The sequence below is a fragment of the Pseudomonas sp. D4-21 genome (assembly GCF_051132125.1).
GTDB lineage: Bacteria > Pseudomonadota > Gammaproteobacteria > Pseudomonadales > Pseudomonadaceae > Aquipseudomonas.
In genome coordinates this window covers 2389982-2410051 of record NZ_CP071664.1, presented here as the reverse complement: position 1 = coordinate 2410051, position 20070 = coordinate 2389982, and the positions used below count along the sequence as shown (strand labels likewise).

The window sequence follows — 20070 nt, the reverse complement described above, 5'->3', positions numbered from 1 at the left end:
GTATTCCGGCCTTTCTAAGAGGTCGAACGAGAATGAGAATACACCTCATTATTTTTTCAGGTGGCACAAAGTTCTGATGGGCTTAGGTGGCAGCGGTCACGGTCACCCAATAACGGGTCCGATAATCAACGTGCAAATGCAGTGACTGCGCGATCAATGCCAGGACCTGATCGTTGTCGGCGAGTTGGAAGGTGCCGGAAACGCGACGATCCGCGACCTCGTCGGCGCAGCGCAGTACCCCGGGGCGATAGCGCGACAACTCCACGATGAAATCATCGAGGCGCATATTGCGCGCACTGATCACCCCGTCACCCCAGCTCCATAGATCAAGGCCGTTGCCTTTGAACATTCGGGCCCCACTTGATGTGAACAGCAGCTGATTTCCTGCCTGAACACTGCGGCTGGCAGGCGTTTGACTGGAGCCGGGGAAAACCGTGACTGATCCTTCCTGAGCCGCGACCAGCGTGCCATCGTCGAACTCGCGTGCCAGAAAGCGGGAACTCTGAGCGCGCATGATCCCGTCACGTGATTGCACCCAGAACGGTCGCGCTCGAGGCGAGTGTTGATCCGCGCCGACATTCACGATGATTTCACCACGTCGCAGGATTATCAGACGTCGCTGGGCGTCGAAATCGCTGTCGACGGCGCTATCGCTATTGAGCTGGATTAGGCTGCCATCATCGAGTTGGAAGCGCCGTTGCTCGCCGGTACTGCTGCGCTGCTGCGCAAGCATGGCGGGTACGGGTGTGTAGTCCCGGCCGAGCCAGGCTGCAGTGCCAACAGTCGCCAATATGCCCAGGAGTTTCAGGCTTTCCCGCCGCCGCATTCCATGATTGGTCCCATTAAGGGTTTGCCGGGCCAGTTGAGCTGGCACGCCTGCGAATTCATCCCCAAGCGCTTCCACGCGCTGCCACGCCAACACGTGCTCCGGGCACTGCTGCAGCCAGTGCTCAAATGTGCGCTGTGTTTGCTCATCTGGCTGATCGAAGCGCAGGCGCACCTGCCAGTAGATCGCCTGGTCGACAACGGCCGGATCCAGCGTCTGGGACTCACGCCTCGACATAACGCAAGCGATAACAGTGTTGCAGGGCGGTGGCCAGATCGCGTTCCACCGTCGCACGGGAAACACCCAACTTTTCGGCTATTTGCGCGCAGGTCAAGCCGTCGAGCCGGGCAAATAAAAACGCCTGGCGAACTCTCGGTTTAAGCATATCGAGCATGCGATCTATCCGCTCGAGCGTATCGAGAATCAGCAGTCGGCTTTCTTCCGAGGGAACCTCGTGTTGAGGCAGTAATGCGACGCTCTCCAGGTAGGCACGTTCGAGTTCGCGACGGCGATACTGATCAATCATCAACCCGCGGGCGATACTGCTCAAATAGGCGCGTGGTTCACGCAAGGGGCTGGGCTGACGGGATTTGAGCAGGCGTACGAAGGTGTCCTGCGCCAAATCTGCTGCGTTATCGCGACATCCAATGCGTCGGATTAGCCAGCCGTGCAACCACGAGTGGTGGGTTCGATAGAGCAGCCCTAGATCTGCACTACCTAGTGGTTCATCGCTGCGCATCGGAATCCCGGCAAATACATGATTGATAATTAATCGCATTCTACTCATGCGGTAGGCCTGAGGCAAATACGTGGTGCTTAGTGTCTGCTTTGGGCGAACGCTATCATTCTGTAGAGGCTGCGAAGGAACGCCAGGCACGCAGATGATCATCAGGACGGTGCCCAGTCAACAAGCAAGTGGCGATCTATAGGTTGTGGTGTGACTGGCCCCATAAATGTTATGTTATTACATCTTTATGGGAGAGTTCATTTTGAAACATCACGTTCCGCTGCTGACAGGATTCACCCTCGGGCTACTTGGACAACCTATTTCAGCCGCACAACCTCTGACGCTGGACGCGTTGACTATCACCGGATCCACCGTGGAGGAGCGTGCCGATGGTCCAGTGCAAGGTTATCGAGCAACGCGTTCGAGCACAGCTACTCGCACCGATTCAGACATTCGCGATACCCCGCAAAGCATCGATGTAATACCCGCCCAGGTGATCAAGGACCTCAACACCACGCGAATCGACCGCGCCCTGGATTTCGCAGGCGGTGTCTCACGACAGAACAACTTTGGCGGACTAACTTTTCTCAACTACAGCGTCCGTGGTTTTACCACCGGCGAACTCTATAAGAACGGCTTTGCCATCAACCGTGGCAGCTACAGCGCGCCGGACACTTCCAATATCGAACGTATCGAAGTGCTCAAAGGCCCGGCTGCAAGTCTCTACGGTCGAGGCGATCCCGGCGGCCTGGTCAATATCGTGACCAAGCGTCCGCAGGCTGAGGCGTTCAGCAACCTGAACATCAGCGCCGGCACCTGGGACCGTTACCGCAGCAGCCTCGACGTCAACTCGCCACTCGACAGCGAGGGCAACCTGCTGGCACGAGTAAACATGGCCATCGAAGACAATGGCAGTTTTCGCGATCACGTTGACAGTCAACGACGGATCATCAGCCCGTCGTTGAGCTGGCAGATTTCACCAGACACCCGCCTGATGTTCGACACCGAGTTCTCCCGTACCGAATCGGTGTTCGACCGCGGCATTCCGGCAGTCAATGGTGAGCTTGGCTCGGTCAAGCGGTCGACCTTCATGGGTGAGCCCAACGATGGCCAGATACGCAACGACAACCAGACCATTGATCTGGCGCTGGAACATTATTTGAACGACAACTGGAAGGTTCGCCTGGCCAATCACTACACGCAGGGCACGCTCAATGGCGCGAGCTGGGAACCTCAAGCATTGGTCGGCACCACCATCACGCGTTTCTATCGCGAGCGTGACTTTGAATGGAACGACAACATCACCCAGGCCGAGCTACATGGCAACTTCGAACTGGCCGGCTGGCAGCATCAGACGCTGGCGGGACTGGAGTATGAAAACTACCGCAACAGCCAGAAGTACCCCCAGAGCGCCACGCTTGCAAGCTATGGCTTGGATATCTACAACCCCGTTTATGGTCAGCCCAAGCCGGCCCTGACCCGCGCCAACGATTTCCACGAGCACACCGAGAGCTACGCGCTCAATTTGCAGGACCAGATCGCCTTTACCGATCGTCTGCGCGGATTGATCGGCGTGCGCCTGGAGCGCATCGAGCAGACTTCGCTGAATCGCACGACAGCTGTCAGCAACAGCCAGGAAAAAGACGTCGCCACTCCACGCGTTGGGCTGCTTTACCAATTGGCACCACAGGTCGGCGTATTCGCCAACGCGTCCACGTCTTTCAAGCCCAATACCATCGGCACGCAAGGCCAGGTCTATAAACCGGAAAAAGGCCTGGGTTATGAAACCGGTTTAAAACTGGACCTGTTCGACAGCCGTATTGGCGCGACCATCGCTCTGTTTCACATCGACAAGGAAAACGTCGTGACAACCGACGCGCTCGGTGAAAGTGTCGCAGCCGGTGAGGCTCGCAGCCAGGGCCTGGATCTGCAGTTCAGCGGCCAGATCACCGATGCCCTGCGTGTTATCGGTGCTTATGCCTACATCGACGCCGAGGTGACCAAAGGCGACTCCGCGCTACCCAAAGGCAGCGACCTGTTAGGCATCGCCCGCAACAGCGGTAGCCTGATGGGTGTTTATGAGTTTCAGGACGGCGCCTTGCGTGGATCGGACATGGGCGCAGCCTTCAACTATGTCGGCGAACGCTCAGGCCAGGCTGGCAGTAGCTTCAAACTGCCGTCGTATAGCACTGTCGATCTGCTCGCGCACTACAAAGCCAGCGAAGACGTTACGCTCGGGCTGAACCTGAACAATCTGTTCGATCGCAAGTACTACGAACGATCCTATAACAGTGCCTGGGTCCTGCCCGGAGAGCCGCGTAACCTCAGTGTGAGTCTGAGCCTCGACCTCTGACAGTGATCGCCAAGGTCGCAATGCATTCACCGCTCGAGCGCCAGGAATCGATTTTCAGGAGCGCCTGCTGAGAGGCCTCCTCGACACCTTCGGCAACCAGGGTCAACCGAAGGCTATGAGCCATGGAGATAATCGCCTTGACCAGTTCCGCGCTGTCGCGGTTGTGTTCGATGTCGTTGATAAACGAGCGGTGGATCTTGAGCGTTTCGATGGGCAAGCGACTCAAGTAGCTGAGGGCCGAATAGCCGGTGCCAAAACATCAACCAGCTTCAGTTCCACCGTGAATTCTTCCGTCGGATGTTCCACCGATAGCTGTGGATCAGCGCAGACGGGTACCGTTGCCAAAGGAAAGCGGCTGGGCTAATGAGGTAGCTGTCCATATGCCTACACAGAACGTGAGGCCTCTGCAGGGCTACGGTGTCCGTCTCCGCTCAATCATCGGCATCAGAGGCAAAGGAAAGCGGCTGAATCAGGTGCGAGCCCTGATTGCGAACATTTCTGACATCCTTACCAACCTTGTACCAATGAAAGTCTGTTGCTGGTCGACAATGCTCCATCGCTAATTCGCGCGCTCGGTCAGGTGGCGTGTCGGGATCAATCCATTCACGAGCATGCTCAGGCGCCATGCGTCCGCACATGCTGTCACCCGTCGAATAGTGCTGCTTATGACATTGACCGCAAACGATGCAAATCGTTAACTGTATATACGTACAGTTAATCCCTTTAAGGCTTGCATCATGAGCATCACCATCCTGGGCCTGTTGGCTACCGGCGGCGAGAAGCTGCCTCTTTATTCATTCAAGGTGCCTGCAGGCTTCCCTTCGCCCGCTGCTGACCACATCGAAAAGCACATTTCCCTGGATGAGCTCTTCGATGTACGAGCTCCCCACGTCTATCTCGTGAGGATCGATGGCGACAGCATGCAGGGCGCGGGGATCTATTCGGGGGATATGGTGGTGGTTGATCGAAGCATAGATCCGATCAGTGGGGACATCGTTATAGCTGCGCTTAACTCCGAGCCACTGCTCAAGCGTCTGCATTTGCGCGACAACGCCGTAATACTTCTGTCGGAAAATCCCAAGTATCCGGCAAGGCACGTGATGGAAGGCGACGAACTCATGATTTGGGGTGTAGTGAAATACAGCGTCCGCGATCATGACAACACGTGAACCTGTCTTCGCCCTGATTGACTGCAACTCGTTTTACGCCAGCTGCGAGCGCGTCTTCAGACCGGACCTCGCGAAGACACCTATAGTGGTGCTGTCCAACAACGACGGCTGTGTAATTGCGCGTAGCTACGACGCAAAACCTTTCGTAAGGATGGGCCAGCCGTACTTCCAAATCAAAGATCATCTACGTCGGCATGGGGTTGTGGCGTTCAGCAGTAATTACGCTCTGTACGGCGACATGAGCGAGCGTGTCATGACGATCATTGAATCGTTAGTACCGACGCTTGAGGTCTACAGCATTGATGAGGCGTTCGCCGACCTCACCGGTATCCCAGGTGACTTATCTGCGTTTGGCCGGCACATGCGTTCTACCCTTCTCAAACGCACTGGCATTCCTGTCGGGGTTGGAATCGCGCACACCAAGACGCTGGCCAAGCTTGCCAACCATACCGCCAAGCGGCTGCTGGATATCACGGGCGGCGTAGTGGATCTCTGTGATCCCTTCAAACGGGATTGGACGCTGCGCAACACTGATGTCGGCGAGGTCTGGGGCATCGGCAGGCGCATGAAGGCGCATCTGGAAACAATGGGGATCCAGACCGCGATGGATTTGGCCAAAGCCGACCCGTGGATGCTTCGTCAAAAATTCAGCGTGGTGATCGAGAAAACCGCTCGCGAACTTGCCGGCACCCCATGTTTGGAGTTGAGTGAGGCTGATCCACCCAAGCAGGAGATTTGTTGTAGCAGGATGTTCGGCACGCGGCTCACCGAGATTGAGCCAATCAAGGAAGCTATCGCTACCTACACACAACGCGCGGCGGAAAAGCTCCGAGCTCAAAGCTCACTGTGCAAGAAAATCCGCGTGAGCATTAGAACCGGCATGTTCAACCCTCAGGAAGCGAAGTATGCGAACGGGGCGTTGGTCGAATTACCTTACCCGACCAACGACGTGCGGCTCATGACCAAGGCCGCAACCGAAGCGGTAAACCGTCTATTCCGGCCCGGCTTCAAGTACAGCAAAGCAGAAGTTTTGCTGATGGATCTGCGCCAGCCTGGCGAATTCACTGATGATCTGTTCGCTCATTCTCAACCCGTCATGGCTGATAAGGTGATGAGTGTTTTGGATGAAATCAATGGTCGATGGGGAAAGGGGGTTATTCGGATAGCGAGTGTGCCTGCAGCGCCTGGTTGGGCAATGCGTCGAGAGCTGATGAGTCAGAGCTATACGACGAACTTTGATCAGTTGTGGACGGTGAAAGCCCGCTAGCGAGGACGCGTTCGGCATCTGCAGCTTAAAAAATGCGCCTTCTATGCCGACTACTTACGGCCAGAGTGTGTAAAAACACAACTACGCTCAAAAGCCCTGTATCGAATTTTTCGTTGTACGTTGAAGCCGCGGACGGCTTTGAACTGAATGATGACCGTCCCCTGCCTCAACATTCGCAAAGGAATGCAGATGATCGATGTTCCCGCCGTTTTGACAGTCTTTTTGGTTTACCTGGCCGGTGTCGTTATTTCAGGGCCAAATTTCGTTGCAGTAGTCCACAAAGCGGTAGTTGCTACGCGGTCAGGAGTTTTGGCCTTGGCAGTCATTCATCCAAGGGGTCGTTACGAACATTGGCAATCCTAAATCCATGGTCACCCACGTTTCACCCAGCACGTTTTTGTCGATGCTGGCAGTCGTAGTGGTGGTTTCGATGACTGGTATTCTTCGATGCCGTGGTAGCTGCGTTGGAGTAAATCCGCGCCCCGGATGACGTTAGTCTTCGCGGCGCGGAACGACGACAACTGCGGGAGCAACGAAGATCGACCTTACGCGGCATCGGAGTAAAATTGACTCAACGTAACGGCTCGCCCTTTTTGTGTCGTAGGTGCGTGCAAACCCCATCACCCGTTCAGGAAGTTTGGCTCGCATGATCCCCGTTGCACTGCCCTCCGCCGAACTACTGCTTTACCTTGCCTTTTTCGTCGCCGCGACGCTTTTCTGGTTCGGGTGGACGATAAGGCTGGGGGTTCGATATATCAAAGGTCGCTGGCGCCGCCCTCTCCTCCTGCCTTACATGCTTGTCACCGCGTGTGCGCTTTTTACCCTGTGGCAGTCCGCGGCTTTTTATGTGCAGATGCGCAGCTATGAACGGGATAGAGAGGCAAGTTATCGCCCGGAACTAGTAGAGCCGATGCGCCTTGGCCAGATCGACATGCCCAAAGGCACAAAACTCGAATTAGCCGTTGCGGATCATCGGGAATCCTTCAAACGAGCCGTATTTCCAAGCCCTGTGCGTATGCTCGATATGGATGCCGTCGAAGTAGCCCGCTACATCGCGATTCAAACCAACGAAAAATACGAAACGGTGGGCTTCACGCCAGAGAACATGCGGCTAACCGGCCACGGCACGACGATGCAGATCGGCTGGCGGTGCAATGCGCTGCAACCGGTGGAGTTTGAGCTCAAGCCAGATGGCGGCGTATCGAGGTTCAGCACCTGTACGCTTGCTGATGGCAATGTAGTCGATGGCATCACCTTGCCCGAAGGCACCTCGCTCCGGGCTTCGACCGGCAATGTCTATGCCGATGGGTTTGTAGACTCTGACCGGTGGGTTCTCGATATGCCGGAAGGCGTACCCGTGCGTATCGATAATTTCGAGCTTGCGGATGCCAGTATTGCGCTCGACGCAGAGCGAAGGCTCTATGAAGTCAGAAGTGCGGTGCTTTCGAGCGTTGCCACACTCGCAGGGCGCCGTTATGCGGCGGCAAGCGCTATCCGCTTCAATCCGCTCCATATCCGGGAAGACTATGCGGGTGCCTGGTTGATAACCCCACCGCCGGGCGCCGACGGCTCACAGCCGGTAGCGCCTAAGACCATCGTGCAGCGCAGAGACGGAAAGGTGTTGGCCACACTTACTGACTAAACGCGCGATCGTTTGAGTGAATGGTTGGCCCAGCATGTGCCGGTCACCTTGCCGGGGGTGCCGAAAGGCAGAGCCGACAGCAACAGGTGCAAACCACTTGGTCCTTCTTCACTGCGAGGGCTGGTTGGCCCTGAGCAGGTGCGCCAGTTTTCCCGCAGCGCTTTTTACCTGGGCGCGGGTGAGCGCGGCAAAGCCCAAGACAAACGCTGGTCCTGGTTGAAGGTTGTGACAAGAATGGCGAAGCGGTTGCAGCTGCAGCCCGACCTGTTTCGCTGCTTCGACTAGCTGGTTTTCGTTCTGGTCTGCAGTCAGCCAGAGAATCAAATGAAACCCCGCGTGTTCACCGCTAAGGGAAACCGGGGACAGACCACGATTTTGGCTCACCTGTAATCGGACTGTCTCATATCGTGGTCTGTCCCCGTTTCCTCTCGTTAATCTGTAACCCGCGGGCAAGGGTTAAACACCTCGGTTACGTCGAGTGTTGTATGCCACGGGACGGCAGTGCCTGACACCATTCCGCCTACGGTTTGCTGTCGACCCGACTTGCGCACATATCCGCCATCCGTCCCAGTGAAGACGTGCTGCCCTGGCTTCGTCAGATAATCAAAGAAACTGACTTTCACAGGCACATTCATTTGCCCACCCGGCGTAATGACGGCGAGCATGATCGCTCGGTCTTTGGTGAATACAACGAACGGTTCGACTCCAGGGCGGCCACCAACCGTCTTCACGCACTGCACTTGTTCTGGGAGGATGCGTGCGGTTTCAGTGTAGGTGTGGTTGTTGTAGCGGCTGAGGATCAGGCCTTTGTTGGTCAACACTCCCAGGCCTTGAGTGGCTCTGCAGCTGCCTTCGCTTCCATATGGGAACAAGCACCAGTTCGTTTCCGACACGGCTTGAATATCCGATGGTGCAATTTTCAGATCGCGCTGGATTTGGGCTTTTGATTCCGGCGTGTCGTAAGGGATCATCACGCATCCACCGACTGTCACTGCTGCGATAAGGCCTATGGCCGCAGCTACGTTTTGAACTGACGATTTGAAGGTGTTCATCGTTCGCTCCCCTTGCTGTATTACCACCACTGGAAGGCTGTGGCGATTTTGGTAGCGAACCTTACGGCATGGGCGGCTACCAGTCATCCTCGTGCTTATAGCTGCATCGGTAGATGACTTGACTGGACGCTTACATTACGGTGGCGAAATCGTGGATCAATATTCAGGAAATGCCGAACCTCGCCTTCTGTTCAGATATTGGTGCCAGGCAGATCCAGATCAGGTCTTTTCGCATATCAAGGCCGGAAAAGAGCCACCATCACGTTTTTAGGATTGGCGGTGGACATTTCTTTCGATCAATGCGGTTCAGAGACTGCTATGGGTCGAATGCTGCCTGTGGTGAAGTGCAGCAATCGGCTGATATCGGATGTCCAATTTTGCGGATGATCAGACTGATCATTCTACAGAAAGGCGTCACGTAGATCTTTAATCACACCGCCTACCGTGAGATCTGGAATTTTTGGTGGGGTAGGATTTTCCCCAAACTCTCTCCATATGAACAAGGTCAGCTCTGCGCCGTCAGTTGAAGAGGGGCCATGTTCAGCGTAGGAGAAATTTTCAAGGACCCGATAACGAGCATCACTCCAGAACATGTCTTCGACCCAGTGGTAGACCGGTATGAAATGGAAGTGAATTGGTAAACCTGGTTCATGACCGAAGCGACCGATATATAGCCGCTTGGGCCGGAGTCGCTGCTCAATTATATTTTGAGTATTGGCGAGCAACCCTCCCAACTCTGTAAGCGCATCTGATGACAGGTCAGTCAACGACGTGGTCTGCATTTTTGTTCCCAGCATCAAGTAGCCGGGAAGCGTGCTCACGAGGTGATGGTTGATAATCCAATGATCGGTTTGATGAATAATAAAATGCGGCGCAATTTCCATATGCAGTATGTCCTGATGAACTGACGTAGCAGAATAGCAACGTCATTTCGCTATGTCCGCTCCTGGCCGAAAGCTGCCTGTCGCCATGAATACCAAAACTTCTCAGGCACAAAAAAGCCACTCATTTCTGAGTGGCTTTTTTGTGAATCTTGGAGCGGGAAACGAGACTCGCATCTGGCGTCCGACCCATTGAAGTCTAAAGGGTTTCTTTTCTTGCGAAAGCAAGAAGAGACTCAATTCTGGACTTGTTCTTTGGGTCTATCAAGAGCAAAAAAGAAATTCCAAGGCAAGCTATCGCGTTCTGGCGCACCGGATTTCGTCCTGCAGTCCATCATCTAAGCTCACTGAAGGCTCTTAATATGGAGAGTCGAATCGACGTCGCAGGTACTCACTCGATTACCGAGCGAAAGCTATGGCTGGTCGGTTATGATGACTGGGCAGGTTCAGCCTCGGCCACCTTGATCGGTGCTACCGGGACAGCAAGAAGTACTGCTCTGGAAATCGAGGCGTTTCTGTCCGGTCACCGACTCGCAGATTTCCGGTACTCCACGCAGGTGCCAGCCCAGCTGAGCTGAAATCTGCTGCGTGGGTTCCATCAGGTGCTTGACGTAGTCCTGCCTCAATTCTTCCCTGAAGCCAAAACAGCGGAATGAAACGCTCATGCCGCCGATCACGTGGCCAAAGCGGTCTCGAATCGGCGCCGCCAGGCAGCTCATGTTGTCTTCGAACTCTTCATGGTCTTCTGCATAGCCTTGTCGGCCATGCGCTCGTGGCCCAGCTCTTCCAGGGCGTGCTTATAGACGAAGCGCAGCAGTGTCGTCTCTTCCGGATCGGCACTGAAGGCGCAAGCGGCCTGGTTGACCGAGTTGTAGCGGGTGTAGTGGTACACCTGCAGCATGAGCTGTTGGTAGAGGGCTGGCGGCGTGTGATTGTCCAGGCTGAACTTCCAGTAGGTGCCCTGCTTGATCTGGGCCCAGCCCGCTTCGACGATAGCGTCGAGTTCCTTGAAGAATGCTTGCATTTCAATAGGTTCCTTTAACATTGTGGTAAACACTTTCGAGTTCCAGGTACACGAGGCTGTAGCGCCGCTCGACCTGTTCCCCGGTCCAGGTAACGTTATCCACCAGCACGCGCCCGCCCAAGCCGACATATAACGCCGCCAGTTGGCCGCGGCACAGGGCCGAGATGAATCGCAGCTGGATGTTGGCTTTCAGCCAGATGGCCGCCTGCAGGAAAAACATGCGCAGGTGCCGCCCGCCGCGGTACCGCTCGTCCAGCACCAAGCGATTGGCATCGAAGGCGTCCGTCGATTGTTCGAAATAGGCGTGCACATTGACTGCCCGCTCGACGAAACTCAGGCCATGGCCCAGCGGGGTGACGCGCAACGTCCCGACCACTTCGTCCTTGTCCAGGTAGACCAGGTGATAGGACAAGGCGTCGCGCACCTGCTCCCTTCGCTCGAAGTCATTCTCCCGTGCCGGGTTGGTCCCCAGATAGCGACTCCTGAGGTGCCGGACGGACTCGAACAGCTCATTTGCGTTGTCGATCACGCGAACAGACAGGCTCATCGGTGACCTCACTGGCCTTGACGCTCATCGACGATGCGCGCTTCTTTCCAGCTGAACCAACTGCCAAGGTTCACATGTTCGGCAAGATCGCCCACCACCATGACCGTGGCATCGACCCCCAGCCGTTCGCGCAGGCGCTCCTTGATCAGCAGCACCAGACGCCCACGATCGCCCTCGAAGAAGCGCAACATTTCCAGCTTGGCGATGACGGTGTCGCGATCATTGGCGCAACTGAGGATGATCTGGTAACCAAGGCATTGTTCGACGCCTTCAAGCAATGCCTGCTCGATCTGCGCAGCCGAGAAGGCGCGACCGTTCAGTTGCACGGCATCCTTCACCCGACCGACAACCTTGACGGTCTGGCGCATCGATTGCGGATAGCCGGGGCGCGACTGGATCGAGACCAGGTCACCCGTGCGGTAGCGGATCAACGGCTTGCTGCCAGGGATCAGCATGGTCACGCACAGCTCACCGTCGCCGGTGCAGCCGAGGCTTTCCCCGGACTTGGGATCGAGCACCTCGATGATGTAGTTGAGGCGATGAGGCACCAACTGGTCGTTGGCGTTGCAAGCCGCGATGATCATCGCTTCCTGGGAGCCATACAGGCTGTTGTAGGCCTGCGCGCCCCACAGGCTGTAGAGGTTGTTCTTCAACGCTGGCGTGCACAGCTCGCCGCTCATCATGAACGCGCGCAGGGCGAAGTCCTCGCGTGGGTTCAAGCCCTGCCGCTCGGCTTCCTTGGCCATGGCCAGCAAGAGCCCCGGCGCCGACGCGAGCACGCCGATCTGCAGATCCTTGAGCAGTTGCAGGGCCTTGGGCCAACCGATCACCGGTGAGTGCGGCCAGATCTTGGCATTGCACAGGTCGAGTTGGGTGCAGACATCGCCCAAGGTGTCACCGAAGGAGTGGACCTCGGTGGGTCCCATGATGCCGACTACCGTCTTCTCACCTGGAAAATGCTTTTCGATCACGGCCTGGTAGGCCATGGCCAGTTGGCGATTGCTCGCGTAGCTTTCCTTGCGGTCCCGCGGGCATGGGGTAGCAGGCCCGGTGGTAATTGTAGTCTCGTAGTAGAATATGCTGTCTTCCAGCGGGCCGGACAAAATGTCGAAGCCCGCCTCGCGCAAGTCATCCTTGGTCGTGAATGGCAAGGTGACGAGGTCATCCAAGGTCAGCGAACGTTCGTCGACCTAGGCAAGGTGCCTTGCATAGAACGGCGAAGAAAGCTTCACGTGGCCGATCACTTCCCCCATCTGTTCCTGATGCCATGCCGCCAGCGCAGTGTCGCTGAGGACGTCGGTCCAATAGGCATGATGAATCGGATCGTACCGCTTCTTGAATGTGTCTAAATACTCTTTCATTTCAGCCGCTCGGGTTTGATGGGTTAGTGGAGCTCAACGGCCGCTACGTTAGTGACAGAAGTTACAAATACCCAGCTTCGCTATCCCGCAGTTGTGTGCGCACGAGTTTCTTGTTAAAAGCACGCGCGATATATGCGCAAGAATAGTTGTTGCGCCTGTCAACACTAAGAAATGCATGAAAGATTAATCCGCCGAGCAGTTGACAGCCCCGGGGCACACTGGTAATTTCGCCGCACTGCCGCTCATTCCCGCAGTACTTAGCCAAGACTGGGATGTCTAAAATGTACTATCACCTTTCTGCTATCAGCTCCTCCCACAGCTATCCCGACAGCTGTTCCCGGGCCATTCTGGCCATCTTCAAAAGCAATATCTGGCGTCGCTAATATTCTAGCGAAGACCAGCGTCTGCCTGCTGCCTGCTAGCAACGTCCTGATCTCTCCCCAATGAAATTCGAAGGCGCTCGCGCCTTGTGCCCTGCGCATCGCTGACTGCAATCCGTTGTCAGCCTTGTACCGCGCGCGACATGAACAGCGTCCGCCCCGAATATTCAGGATATCCGTCAATACGCATTTAAAGTGCCTGCGCACTTTATATTCCCGTGGCGCTCTCTTAATCGAGTGCCTGAATCGTTGCACCTTAAAAATGGTATTAACCGTGAATACAAATTTAATTGACGTGGATGTTCTTCGTCGCGAAGAACGTCGATCCACGGATGCACTTGGCATATATGCATATGCACTGGCACAACTGGGTCGCGAGTCTGTCTTCATTCTTGAATCACTGTCCGGTCCAAGCCGCGATCGCCGGGCGACGATCCTCGGGCTCGAGCCCCTTTTCGAAGTGTGTATCGATGAGGGCCAGGCACAACTGCGAGGCTGTCCTGCGCTTTGTGAACATTTGTCCGCCAGCCTGCGACAAGGGGGGGTGCAGGTCGATCCCGAGCACAAGATCCATCTACCGGACAGCGAGGCCGCGTGGAACCTGCTCCGGGCTATCCAGGCTACGTTCCTGCCTGCGCCCAATGCCCCTTCCAGCCTGGCGTTCTTCGGCTACTTCTCCTACGACTGCGTTCGCCTGATCGAGCGGCTTCCCGATGTGGCCGAACAAATCTACAGCTACCCGCTCATCGCCCTGTCGGTCTATCAAACACTGGTTTATTTCCACAGCAACGGCATTGTCGAAACCCTGATCAACAACCACCCCCTGTGGGCGCCCCGTACTGTGGAGGATTACCCCTTCCTGACCACAACCCTGGCGTGCGAGGCAGTGGATCAGTCTCCGTATCCAGAGACATTCGACGAAATCCGCACGGTCACTCCGGAGCAGTTCTGCGCACGTGTCGAAATCGCGATAGAGCACATCCGCGCCGGCGACGTCTACCAGATCCAGCTCGGTCATGAGATTCGGATTCGCTCGCAGGTTGCGCCGTTCGAGGTGTACCAGAACCTGCGCCTGCGCAACCCCTCTCCTTACATGTACCTGGCCCATGTGGGCGGTATCGACCTGATCGGTGCCAGCCCTGAGCCGTTCGTCAGGATCAAGGATGATTTGATAGAGATGCGTCCGATCGCCGGTACTGTCGGCAAGAAGCCCGGAGTCGATCCCACCCAACTAGTCCTGGAGTTGACCCGCTCGGAGAAGGAGCGCGCCGAGCACCTTATGCTCATCGATCTGTGTCGCAATGATATCGGTCGCGTCTGCCAGGCCGGCTCGCTGGAAGTCGACGAATTCATGCTGGTAGAGGAGTACTCGCACCTCTACCACATGGTGTCGAACGTTCGCGGTCTGCTGCGCCCAAGCCTGGATGCCTACGACGTGATCAAGGCCTCATTCCCCGCAGGAACCATGTCCGGCGCGCCCAAGGTCAGGGCAATGGAACTGATCGAGGAAATGGAGAGCAACCGCCGGGGCATCTACGCCGGAGCCCTTGGCCTGGTGGGTTTTGATGGCAGTGTGAATACCGCCCTGTGCATTCGCTCGACCGTCTTCGACGAGGGGACCTACCACTTGCGTGCATCCGCCGGGGTGGTCGCCGACTCCATTCCCGAGATGGAGTGGAAAGAGACGCTGTACAAGATGGGTTCTGTATACCGGGCAGTGACCGGCAAGGAGATCGCACTATGAAAGTATTCCTGATCGACGCCTATGATAGCTTCGTCTTTATCATCAGCCAGTACCTGGAACAACTGGGACTGGAAACCCCGCGTCGAGCGTCACGACGTGCCAGACCTCCTCCAACGCATCGAGGCTTTTTCGCCGGACTTCTGCGTGCTCGGCCCTGGGCCTGGGCACCCGGTCGACGTTGGCTACATCGAAGTGATCAGGCACTTGCAGGGGCGTTTGCCGCTACTGGGCGTATGCCTGGGTCATCAAGCCATCGGCCTGGCCTTCGGCGCTCAGGTTTGCCGCGCCCCGCACGTGATGCACGGCAAAGTGAGCACGATCGAGAACGATGGCAAGGGCGTCTATGACCACACGCAGGCACGCTCCATACAGGCCACCCGCTACCACTCGTTGATGGTCAGCGACCAGCAGTTACCCGACAGCCTGGAAGTCACCTCGAGATCCACCGATGACGGCTATGTGATGGGTGTGCGTCATCGCCACCTGCCAGTGGAAGGTGTGCAGTTTCACCCTGAGAGCATCCTGACCGAAAACGGTCTGGACCTGTTTCGCAGTTTCATCAAGTGTTACGTGCACCAGTGATCCGCCAGAAGGGGCGCACTCCCCTTCTTTTCCATACTCCAGCTGTTTCATTCCCGCTATAACAAGAGCGACTCGTTTATGGACGAACACAACTCCCCCGTCTGCAGCCGGAACCAGGCCGGGCGTACCGCACCGCTGACCGCTTTCATGAGTCTCGCCAAAGATGCAAACCGTTGCGATTGGGAGCGCCTGCCGAATAAAGTGCTGCGTCAGCTCGGCTTCGGCAGCTACCTCATCAGCCTGGGACCGGCAGCACCGAGGGATACCGACCCTCTCGCCGGCCTCTCCAACAGCGCACGACAGCGCACTAGCTGGATGATAGGACAGATTATGCGCGCATGTGCTCCATATGCCTATTTGAGCCCAGCGGCGTATTTCTGAATCTTGTTTTAGCCCCGCGGCACCGAGCGTCTTGTATTCATCAATCCATGCTCCAAACGATGACACATCTGCACCGTATCGATGCGTGTCCTCTGTGGCACGCGCTTCGCCCACAATAGTTTCTGAGAGTAAAGAGCGTCGGCTTCTCCGTGTATGTCCAGTCATGACGTGATGGTCTGGCCCAGTTTCTGGCGGCTGATCAATATTCGCAGGCACCGTTTTCCCCGATGCTGGAGGGTAGACGAGTTCGCCGGCCCGTTGTTCTTTGGCCCCCAAAACAAACCAGCTGCTAGCTACGTTAAGAATAGTGTAAAGATAGACAAATATCTAATAGCAAATATGAACACTACGAAGGTCTCTCTCTGACTACCCTCTCAGATTCCCATAAATCAACCCATTCAACGAAAAAATCTGCCTTCAAGGGCTTAGAAAAATAATACCCTTGAGCCTCGTCACACTTCAGTACGCTGAGGCAGTTCAGCTGCGCCACCGTTTCAACACCCTCTGCAATAACCCGTAGCGATAAATTCTTGGCCAAGCTTATAATTGCATGCACTAGCCTAGTGTCGTTACTGACTTCAGCTTCGAAGCTCAATTCTGAAACAAAAGATCGATCAATTTTTAGGACATCGATGGGAAACTTTTGTAAATAACTTAGACTAGAAAAGCCGGTCCCAAAATCGTCGATCGCCAAACGCACCCCTAAATCCTTTATCGCCTCCAGAGTACTCATGGTGGCCTCAACATTCTGCATTAGTACGCTTTCGGTGATCTCTATCTCCAGCTGTTTTGGTTCAGTTCCTGTTTCATCCAAGACACGCTTCAGGCCGTCGACGAACCTATGCTGCCGAAGATCTAATGGCGAAATATTTACCGACATCATAATCGGCTGCCGCCCTTCAGTTTGCCATAAACGAATCTGCCGGCATGCCTCCCGGATCACCCAGAGGCTCAGTGGATGTATCAGTCCAGTTTCTTCAGCTATTGCAATAAAATCAGCAGGGTAAACAATACCTCTGTCCGGATGCATCCATCGCACCAGCGCCTCGGCGCCGACCACTTTTCCATTGGCCAGCTCAAGCTTAGGTTGGTAATGCAACACAAACTCATTACGTTGCAAAGCAAGGCGCAGACCGGACTCAATGGCCTGACGGTGTCGAGCCTGCCTATTAATATCTTCGGTATAGAACCGATAATCATTTGGACCGGCCTCTTTGGCACTACGCATTGCCGTTTCGGCTCGCTTGACCAGCTCCACCGCTTCAATGCCGTCCGTCGGATATAGACAGATTCCCAAACTCGCGGTAACGCTTAACTGGTGATTTTCAATTGCGTGCGGTGTACTAACAGCCGTCAGCAATTTCATTGCCACGCCTTTGGCTTGCTGCGGCTCTCCCACATCAATCAACAAAACAACGAACTCGTCAGCCCCATATCGAAATACAGAATCGGACGCACGTACTGCATTAGCTAGCGAACTGCTGATTCGCTTAAGGAGTTCATCTCCGACTGCATGTCCGAACGCGTTATTAATCCGCTTGAACCGATCGAGACCAAGAAAAATTACCGCTAAGCGCCGCTTATAACGGTGGCATTGAGCAAGGGCTTGGGTAAGACGATCATTGAGTAATGTGCCGTTAGGTAACTGGGTAAGCGGGTCATAATGCAGCAATCGCGATATCTTAACCAATTCTTGGATTCGCTTCTCAATGGTCTGTTCAAGAAGGCGCATTTTCTTTTCACTGTTCTGCGCCAACTGCCATTTACGAGTCATAGCGTTAATTATCAGTCGAAGCTCTAGACTGACCAATGGCTTGTCTAAAATTACTAGCTGTTCTCCTAGCTCGACCCGCTCAGCCATGTCTCGCCAAAAATGAGTTAAATGCTCGGTAGAGAGCACAATGAACACATTAGGGTCCGCTTTCCACAGGCCCTGCAATACATCAAAACCCTCGCTTTCGGGGAACATACGAACGCTGCTGATGACAAGCGCGTAGGGATCACTTCCGTCCCGAGCCTTCCTGAGCATCTCGACGGCCTGTTTACGATCGTATGCTGACTCAACGAGGTACTGACTTCGCGGATCAACCGCACCGGCCGCACGCCCGCTATTAGAGCCTTTCAACCCGTCCCCTTCGCTGGAGCCTAGAATCAATCGCAAAGCTCGATGGTTCGCGGGCTCGTCTTCGACCAGCAAGATTCGCCTATTGATGTCTTTTTGCATGCTCGTTGTGACCTCCATGATCATTGCTTCGATTAGGTGTTCCCAACCTCTGAGCCTCGATACCACAACGTATACTGATGCGGTGATAAAAACCATCTTCTACCACCGCAAAGCTTCGGGTTAACTGCAACCGAAGAACGGGCGGAACCTGAATGAGCTCAGCTCACCATCTAATGACGAATATCCAAGGCTATATGTTAGCCGTCTCGTTAACAAAGCGATGCCTCGTTAATGCTGCAGAGCCACATCTACCCTTATCAAACTGCATTCCATCTTTACGCATTCTCAACATTTCAACCAATTGTAGATCGTTCCCCTCTGCGACGCCTGATGAACCAAGCCCGCATCATAATGTGGTGGAAGCTCTGAGAATTTCGATCGTGTCCCAGAAAGTGGCGTAACCGAACCAACCGAAGGCGCCCTGTGGGCGAAAGAGGATGGTCATCGTGGTTCTTGGCTAATGTTGAGTTTGCGAAGACCAAACACTCACCAGAGAACCCACGATGACCAAGCCCACTATCGCATTGACCGAGTTGGTTGAGAAAGGGGCAGACGCTGATCTGCTCAAGCAAATGATCCAGTTCGTTGCCCAGCGCATGATGGAGTTCGATATCGAAGGCCTGTGCGGCGCCGTCTTCGATGTCAAAAGCCCAGACCGGACCAACAGCCGCAACGGCTACCGTGATCGCCTCTGGCAAACCCGTGCCGGTGACGTTGACCTGAAGATCCCCAAGCTGCGCCAGGACAGCTACTTTCCCGGCTTCCTTGAGCCTCGACGCACCGCTGAGAAGGCCATGGCGGCGGTCATTCAGGACACCTACATCCAGGGCGTTTCAACGCGCACGGTGGACGAGTTGGTCAAGGCCATGGGCATGACTGGGATTTCCAAGAGCCAGGTATCACGGCTGGCAGGTGAGATCGATGAGCGCGTTCACGCTTTCCTTGATCGTCCGCTTGAAGGTGACTGGCCCTATCTCTGGATCGATGCCACCTACGTCAAGGTGCGGGAGGCCGGGCGCATCGTCTCGGTTGCCGTAATAATCGCCGTGGCCGTGAACACAGATGGTGTTCGTGGAGTCTCGGGCATGCGCGTTGGCCCTTCCGAAGCTGAACCGTTCTGGACGGACTTTCTGCGCAGTCTCATGCGGCGCGGGTTGCGCGGCGTGAAGCTGGTCATCTCCGATACCCACGAAGGCCTGAAGGCAGTTGTTTCCAAGGTCTTCCATGCGACCTGGCAGCGCTGCCGCGTCCACTTCATGCGCAACGCCATGGCCCATGTTGGCAAAGGTCAGCGCACCATGGTGGCGGCTCTGCTGCGCACGGTCTTCGCTCAGGACAGCCGTGCCGAGTGCCATCAGCAATGGCGTTTGGTCGCTGATCAGCTACGCGAGAAATACCCCAAGATCGCGGCCCTTATGGATAGCTGCGAGGATGAAGTGCTGGCGCACATGGCGTTTCCCAAGGCGCACCGGCAGCAGTTGCACAGCACCAACCCGCTTGAGAGGCTCAACGCCGAGATCAAACGCCGCACCGATGTCGTGGGGATTTTTCCAAACGATCCGGCCATAACGCGGCTGGTGGGGGCGATGCTGCTGGAGCAGAACGACGAGTGGTGCCTGCAACGACGCTACATGCAGTTGGAAGCCTTCGAGGCGGTCAGCGATAATCCACAGGCCAAGCTGTCGGCCGTGATCAACTAAACGGCAAGCTCAATGGCTAGAACCATGATGAGTTACACCACTTCCCGGGACACGATCAGAATTTCGCTAGCGACGGTCGGCTATCCTGTAAACCTCCCTCCACACCGAACGACGAAGACAGCGTAGTCTCAGACGGCGTCTGAAGCCCCAAAACCAAAACCCGCAACTAATTCATTTTCCAGTTATCAGGCGGCGGATTAGAAACGTTAA

Annotated in this window: 17 protein-coding genes and 3 pseudogenes; 9 read left to right on the top strand and 11 right to left on the bottom strand. The window is 55.5% G+C overall.

What is annotated here, in order from left to right; translation table 11 throughout:
* Positions 1-82 precede the first annotated feature (82 nt).
* Positions 83-1063 (bottom strand): FecR domain-containing protein, encoded by a 981-nt coding sequence (locus tag J3Q04_RS11015; protein WP_434606218.1) that lies wholly within the window; start codon positions 1061-1063, stop codon positions 83-85.
* Positions 1050-1565, bottom strand: coding sequence for a sigma-70 family RNA polymerase sigma factor (locus J3Q04_RS11010; protein ID WP_434611599.1), 516 nt, complete (start codon positions 1563-1565; stop codon positions 1050-1052). The genes J3Q04_RS11015 and J3Q04_RS11010 overlap by 14 nt, the downstream gene beginning before the upstream one ends.
* 250 nt (positions 1566-1815) lie before the next feature.
* Here J3Q04_RS11010 and J3Q04_RS11005 point away from each other — a divergent pair, with 250 nt between their 5' ends.
* Positions 1816-3906, top strand: a complete 2091-nt coding sequence (locus J3Q04_RS11005) for a TonB-dependent siderophore receptor (RefSeq protein ID WP_434635575.1) — start codon at positions 1816-1818, stop codon at positions 3904-3906.
* Here the strand turns inward: J3Q04_RS11005 and J3Q04_RS11000 are convergent.
* A complete protein-coding gene (locus J3Q04_RS11000; RefSeq protein ID WP_434559351.1) occupies positions 3878-4123 on the bottom strand; it encodes an EAL domain-containing protein in 246 nt (81 codons plus the stop codon). The genes J3Q04_RS11005 and J3Q04_RS11000 overlap by 29 nt on opposite strands.
* Positions 4124-4643: 520 nt before the next feature.
* Between J3Q04_RS11000 and J3Q04_RS10995 the strand changes: the two genes are divergently transcribed.
* The 4 genes and pseudogenes from J3Q04_RS10995 to J3Q04_RS10980 all read left to right on the top strand — a co-directional run bounded on the left by J3Q04_RS10995 (position 4644) and on the right by J3Q04_RS10980 (position 7984).
* The gene (locus J3Q04_RS10995) at positions 4644-5075 is read left to right on the top strand and encodes a LexA family protein (RefSeq protein ID WP_420763597.1); all 432 of its coding nucleotides are present in this window, start codon (positions 4644-4646) and stop codon (positions 5073-5075) included.
* Entirely contained in the window at positions 5062-6342 is a 1281-nt protein-coding gene (umuC, locus tag J3Q04_RS10990) for a translesion error-prone DNA polymerase V subunit UmuC (RefSeq protein ID WP_434606225.1), read from the top strand. The genes J3Q04_RS10995 and umuC overlap by 14 nt, the downstream gene beginning before the upstream one ends.
* Positions 6343-6531: 189 nt before the next feature.
* Positions 6532-6775 (top strand): annotated as a pseudogene (locus J3Q04_RS10985) (LysE family translocator); the annotation flags it as partial.
* 213 nt (positions 6776-6988) lie between these two features.
* Positions 6989-7984, top strand: coding sequence for a hypothetical protein (locus J3Q04_RS10980; protein WP_434606227.1), 996 nt, complete (start codon positions 6989-6991; stop codon positions 7982-7984).
* A gap of 431 nt (positions 7985-8415) precedes the next feature.
* On the opposite strand, the gene J3Q04_RS10975 is transcribed toward J3Q04_RS10980, so the two are convergent.
* The 7 genes and pseudogenes from J3Q04_RS10975 to J3Q04_RS10945 form a co-directional block, all read right to left on the bottom strand.
* A complete protein-coding gene (locus J3Q04_RS10975) occupies positions 8416-9036 on the bottom strand; it encodes a hypothetical protein (RefSeq protein ID WP_434606229.1) in 621 nt (206 codons plus the stop codon).
* A gap of 401 nt (positions 9037-9437) precedes the next feature.
* Positions 9438-9920, bottom strand: coding sequence for an HIT family protein (locus tag J3Q04_RS10970; protein ID WP_434606231.1), 483 nt, complete (start codon positions 9918-9920; stop codon positions 9438-9440).
* A gap of 443 nt (positions 9921-10363) precedes the next feature.
* Positions 10364-10636: an IclR family transcriptional regulator domain-containing protein gene (locus tag J3Q04_RS10965; protein ID WP_434606232.1), complete on the bottom strand. Its 273-nt coding sequence runs from the start codon at positions 10634-10636 to the stop codon at positions 10364-10366.
* Between the two features lie 44 nt (positions 10637-10680).
* Positions 10681-10941: pseudogene (locus J3Q04_RS10960) on the bottom strand (iron-containing redox enzyme family protein); the annotation flags it as partial.
* Position 10942: 1 nt separating this feature from the next.
* Positions 10943-11488: an acetyltransferase gene (locus J3Q04_RS10955; protein WP_434606235.1), complete on the bottom strand. Its 546-nt coding sequence runs from the start codon at positions 11486-11488 to the stop codon at positions 10943-10945.
* Between the two features lie 8 nt (positions 11489-11496).
* Positions 11497-12594 carry a phenylacetate--CoA ligase family protein gene (locus J3Q04_RS10950; protein ID WP_434611601.1) on the bottom strand — a complete coding sequence of 366 codons (1098 nt, stop codon included), beginning with the start codon at positions 12592-12594 and terminating at the stop codon, positions 11497-11499.
* An 84-nt stretch (positions 12595-12678) separates the two neighbouring features.
* Positions 12679-12849 (bottom strand): hypothetical protein, encoded by a 171-nt coding sequence (locus J3Q04_RS10945; RefSeq protein ID WP_434606237.1) that lies wholly within the window; start codon positions 12847-12849, stop codon positions 12679-12681.
* Between the two features lie 654 nt (positions 12850-13503).
* Between J3Q04_RS10945 and J3Q04_RS10940 the strand changes: the two genes are divergently transcribed.
* From J3Q04_RS10940 to J3Q04_RS10930, 3 genes and pseudogenes are all read left to right on the top strand, one after another.
* Complete coding sequence (locus J3Q04_RS10940; protein WP_434635570.1) at positions 13504-14973, top strand: anthranilate synthase component I family protein; 1470 nt, start codon at positions 13504-13506, stop codon at positions 14971-14973.
* Positions 14970-15555: pseudogene (locus J3Q04_RS10935) on the top strand (anthranilate synthase component II). The gene J3Q04_RS10940 and the pseudogene J3Q04_RS10935 overlap by 4 nt, the downstream one beginning before the upstream one ends.
* A 78-nt stretch (positions 15556-15633) precedes the next feature.
* Positions 15634-15936 carry a hypothetical protein gene (locus tag J3Q04_RS10930; RefSeq protein ID WP_434606241.1) on the top strand — a complete coding sequence of 101 codons (303 nt, stop codon included), beginning with the start codon at positions 15634-15636 and terminating at the stop codon, positions 15934-15936.
* Positions 15937-16282: 346 nt separating this feature from the next.
* Here the strand turns inward: J3Q04_RS10930 and J3Q04_RS10925 are convergent, their stop codons facing one another.
* Positions 16283-18160, bottom strand: a complete 1878-nt coding sequence (locus J3Q04_RS10925) for a putative bifunctional diguanylate cyclase/phosphodiesterase (protein ID WP_434606243.1) — start codon at positions 18158-18160, stop codon at positions 16283-16285.
* A gap of 503 nt (positions 18161-18663) precedes the next feature.
* Between J3Q04_RS10925 and J3Q04_RS10920 the strand changes: the two genes are divergently transcribed.
* Positions 18664-19860, top strand: coding sequence for an IS256 family transposase (locus tag J3Q04_RS10920; protein ID WP_434606245.1), 1197 nt, complete (start codon positions 18664-18666; stop codon positions 19858-19860).
* Positions 19861-20070 lie beyond the last annotated feature (210 nt).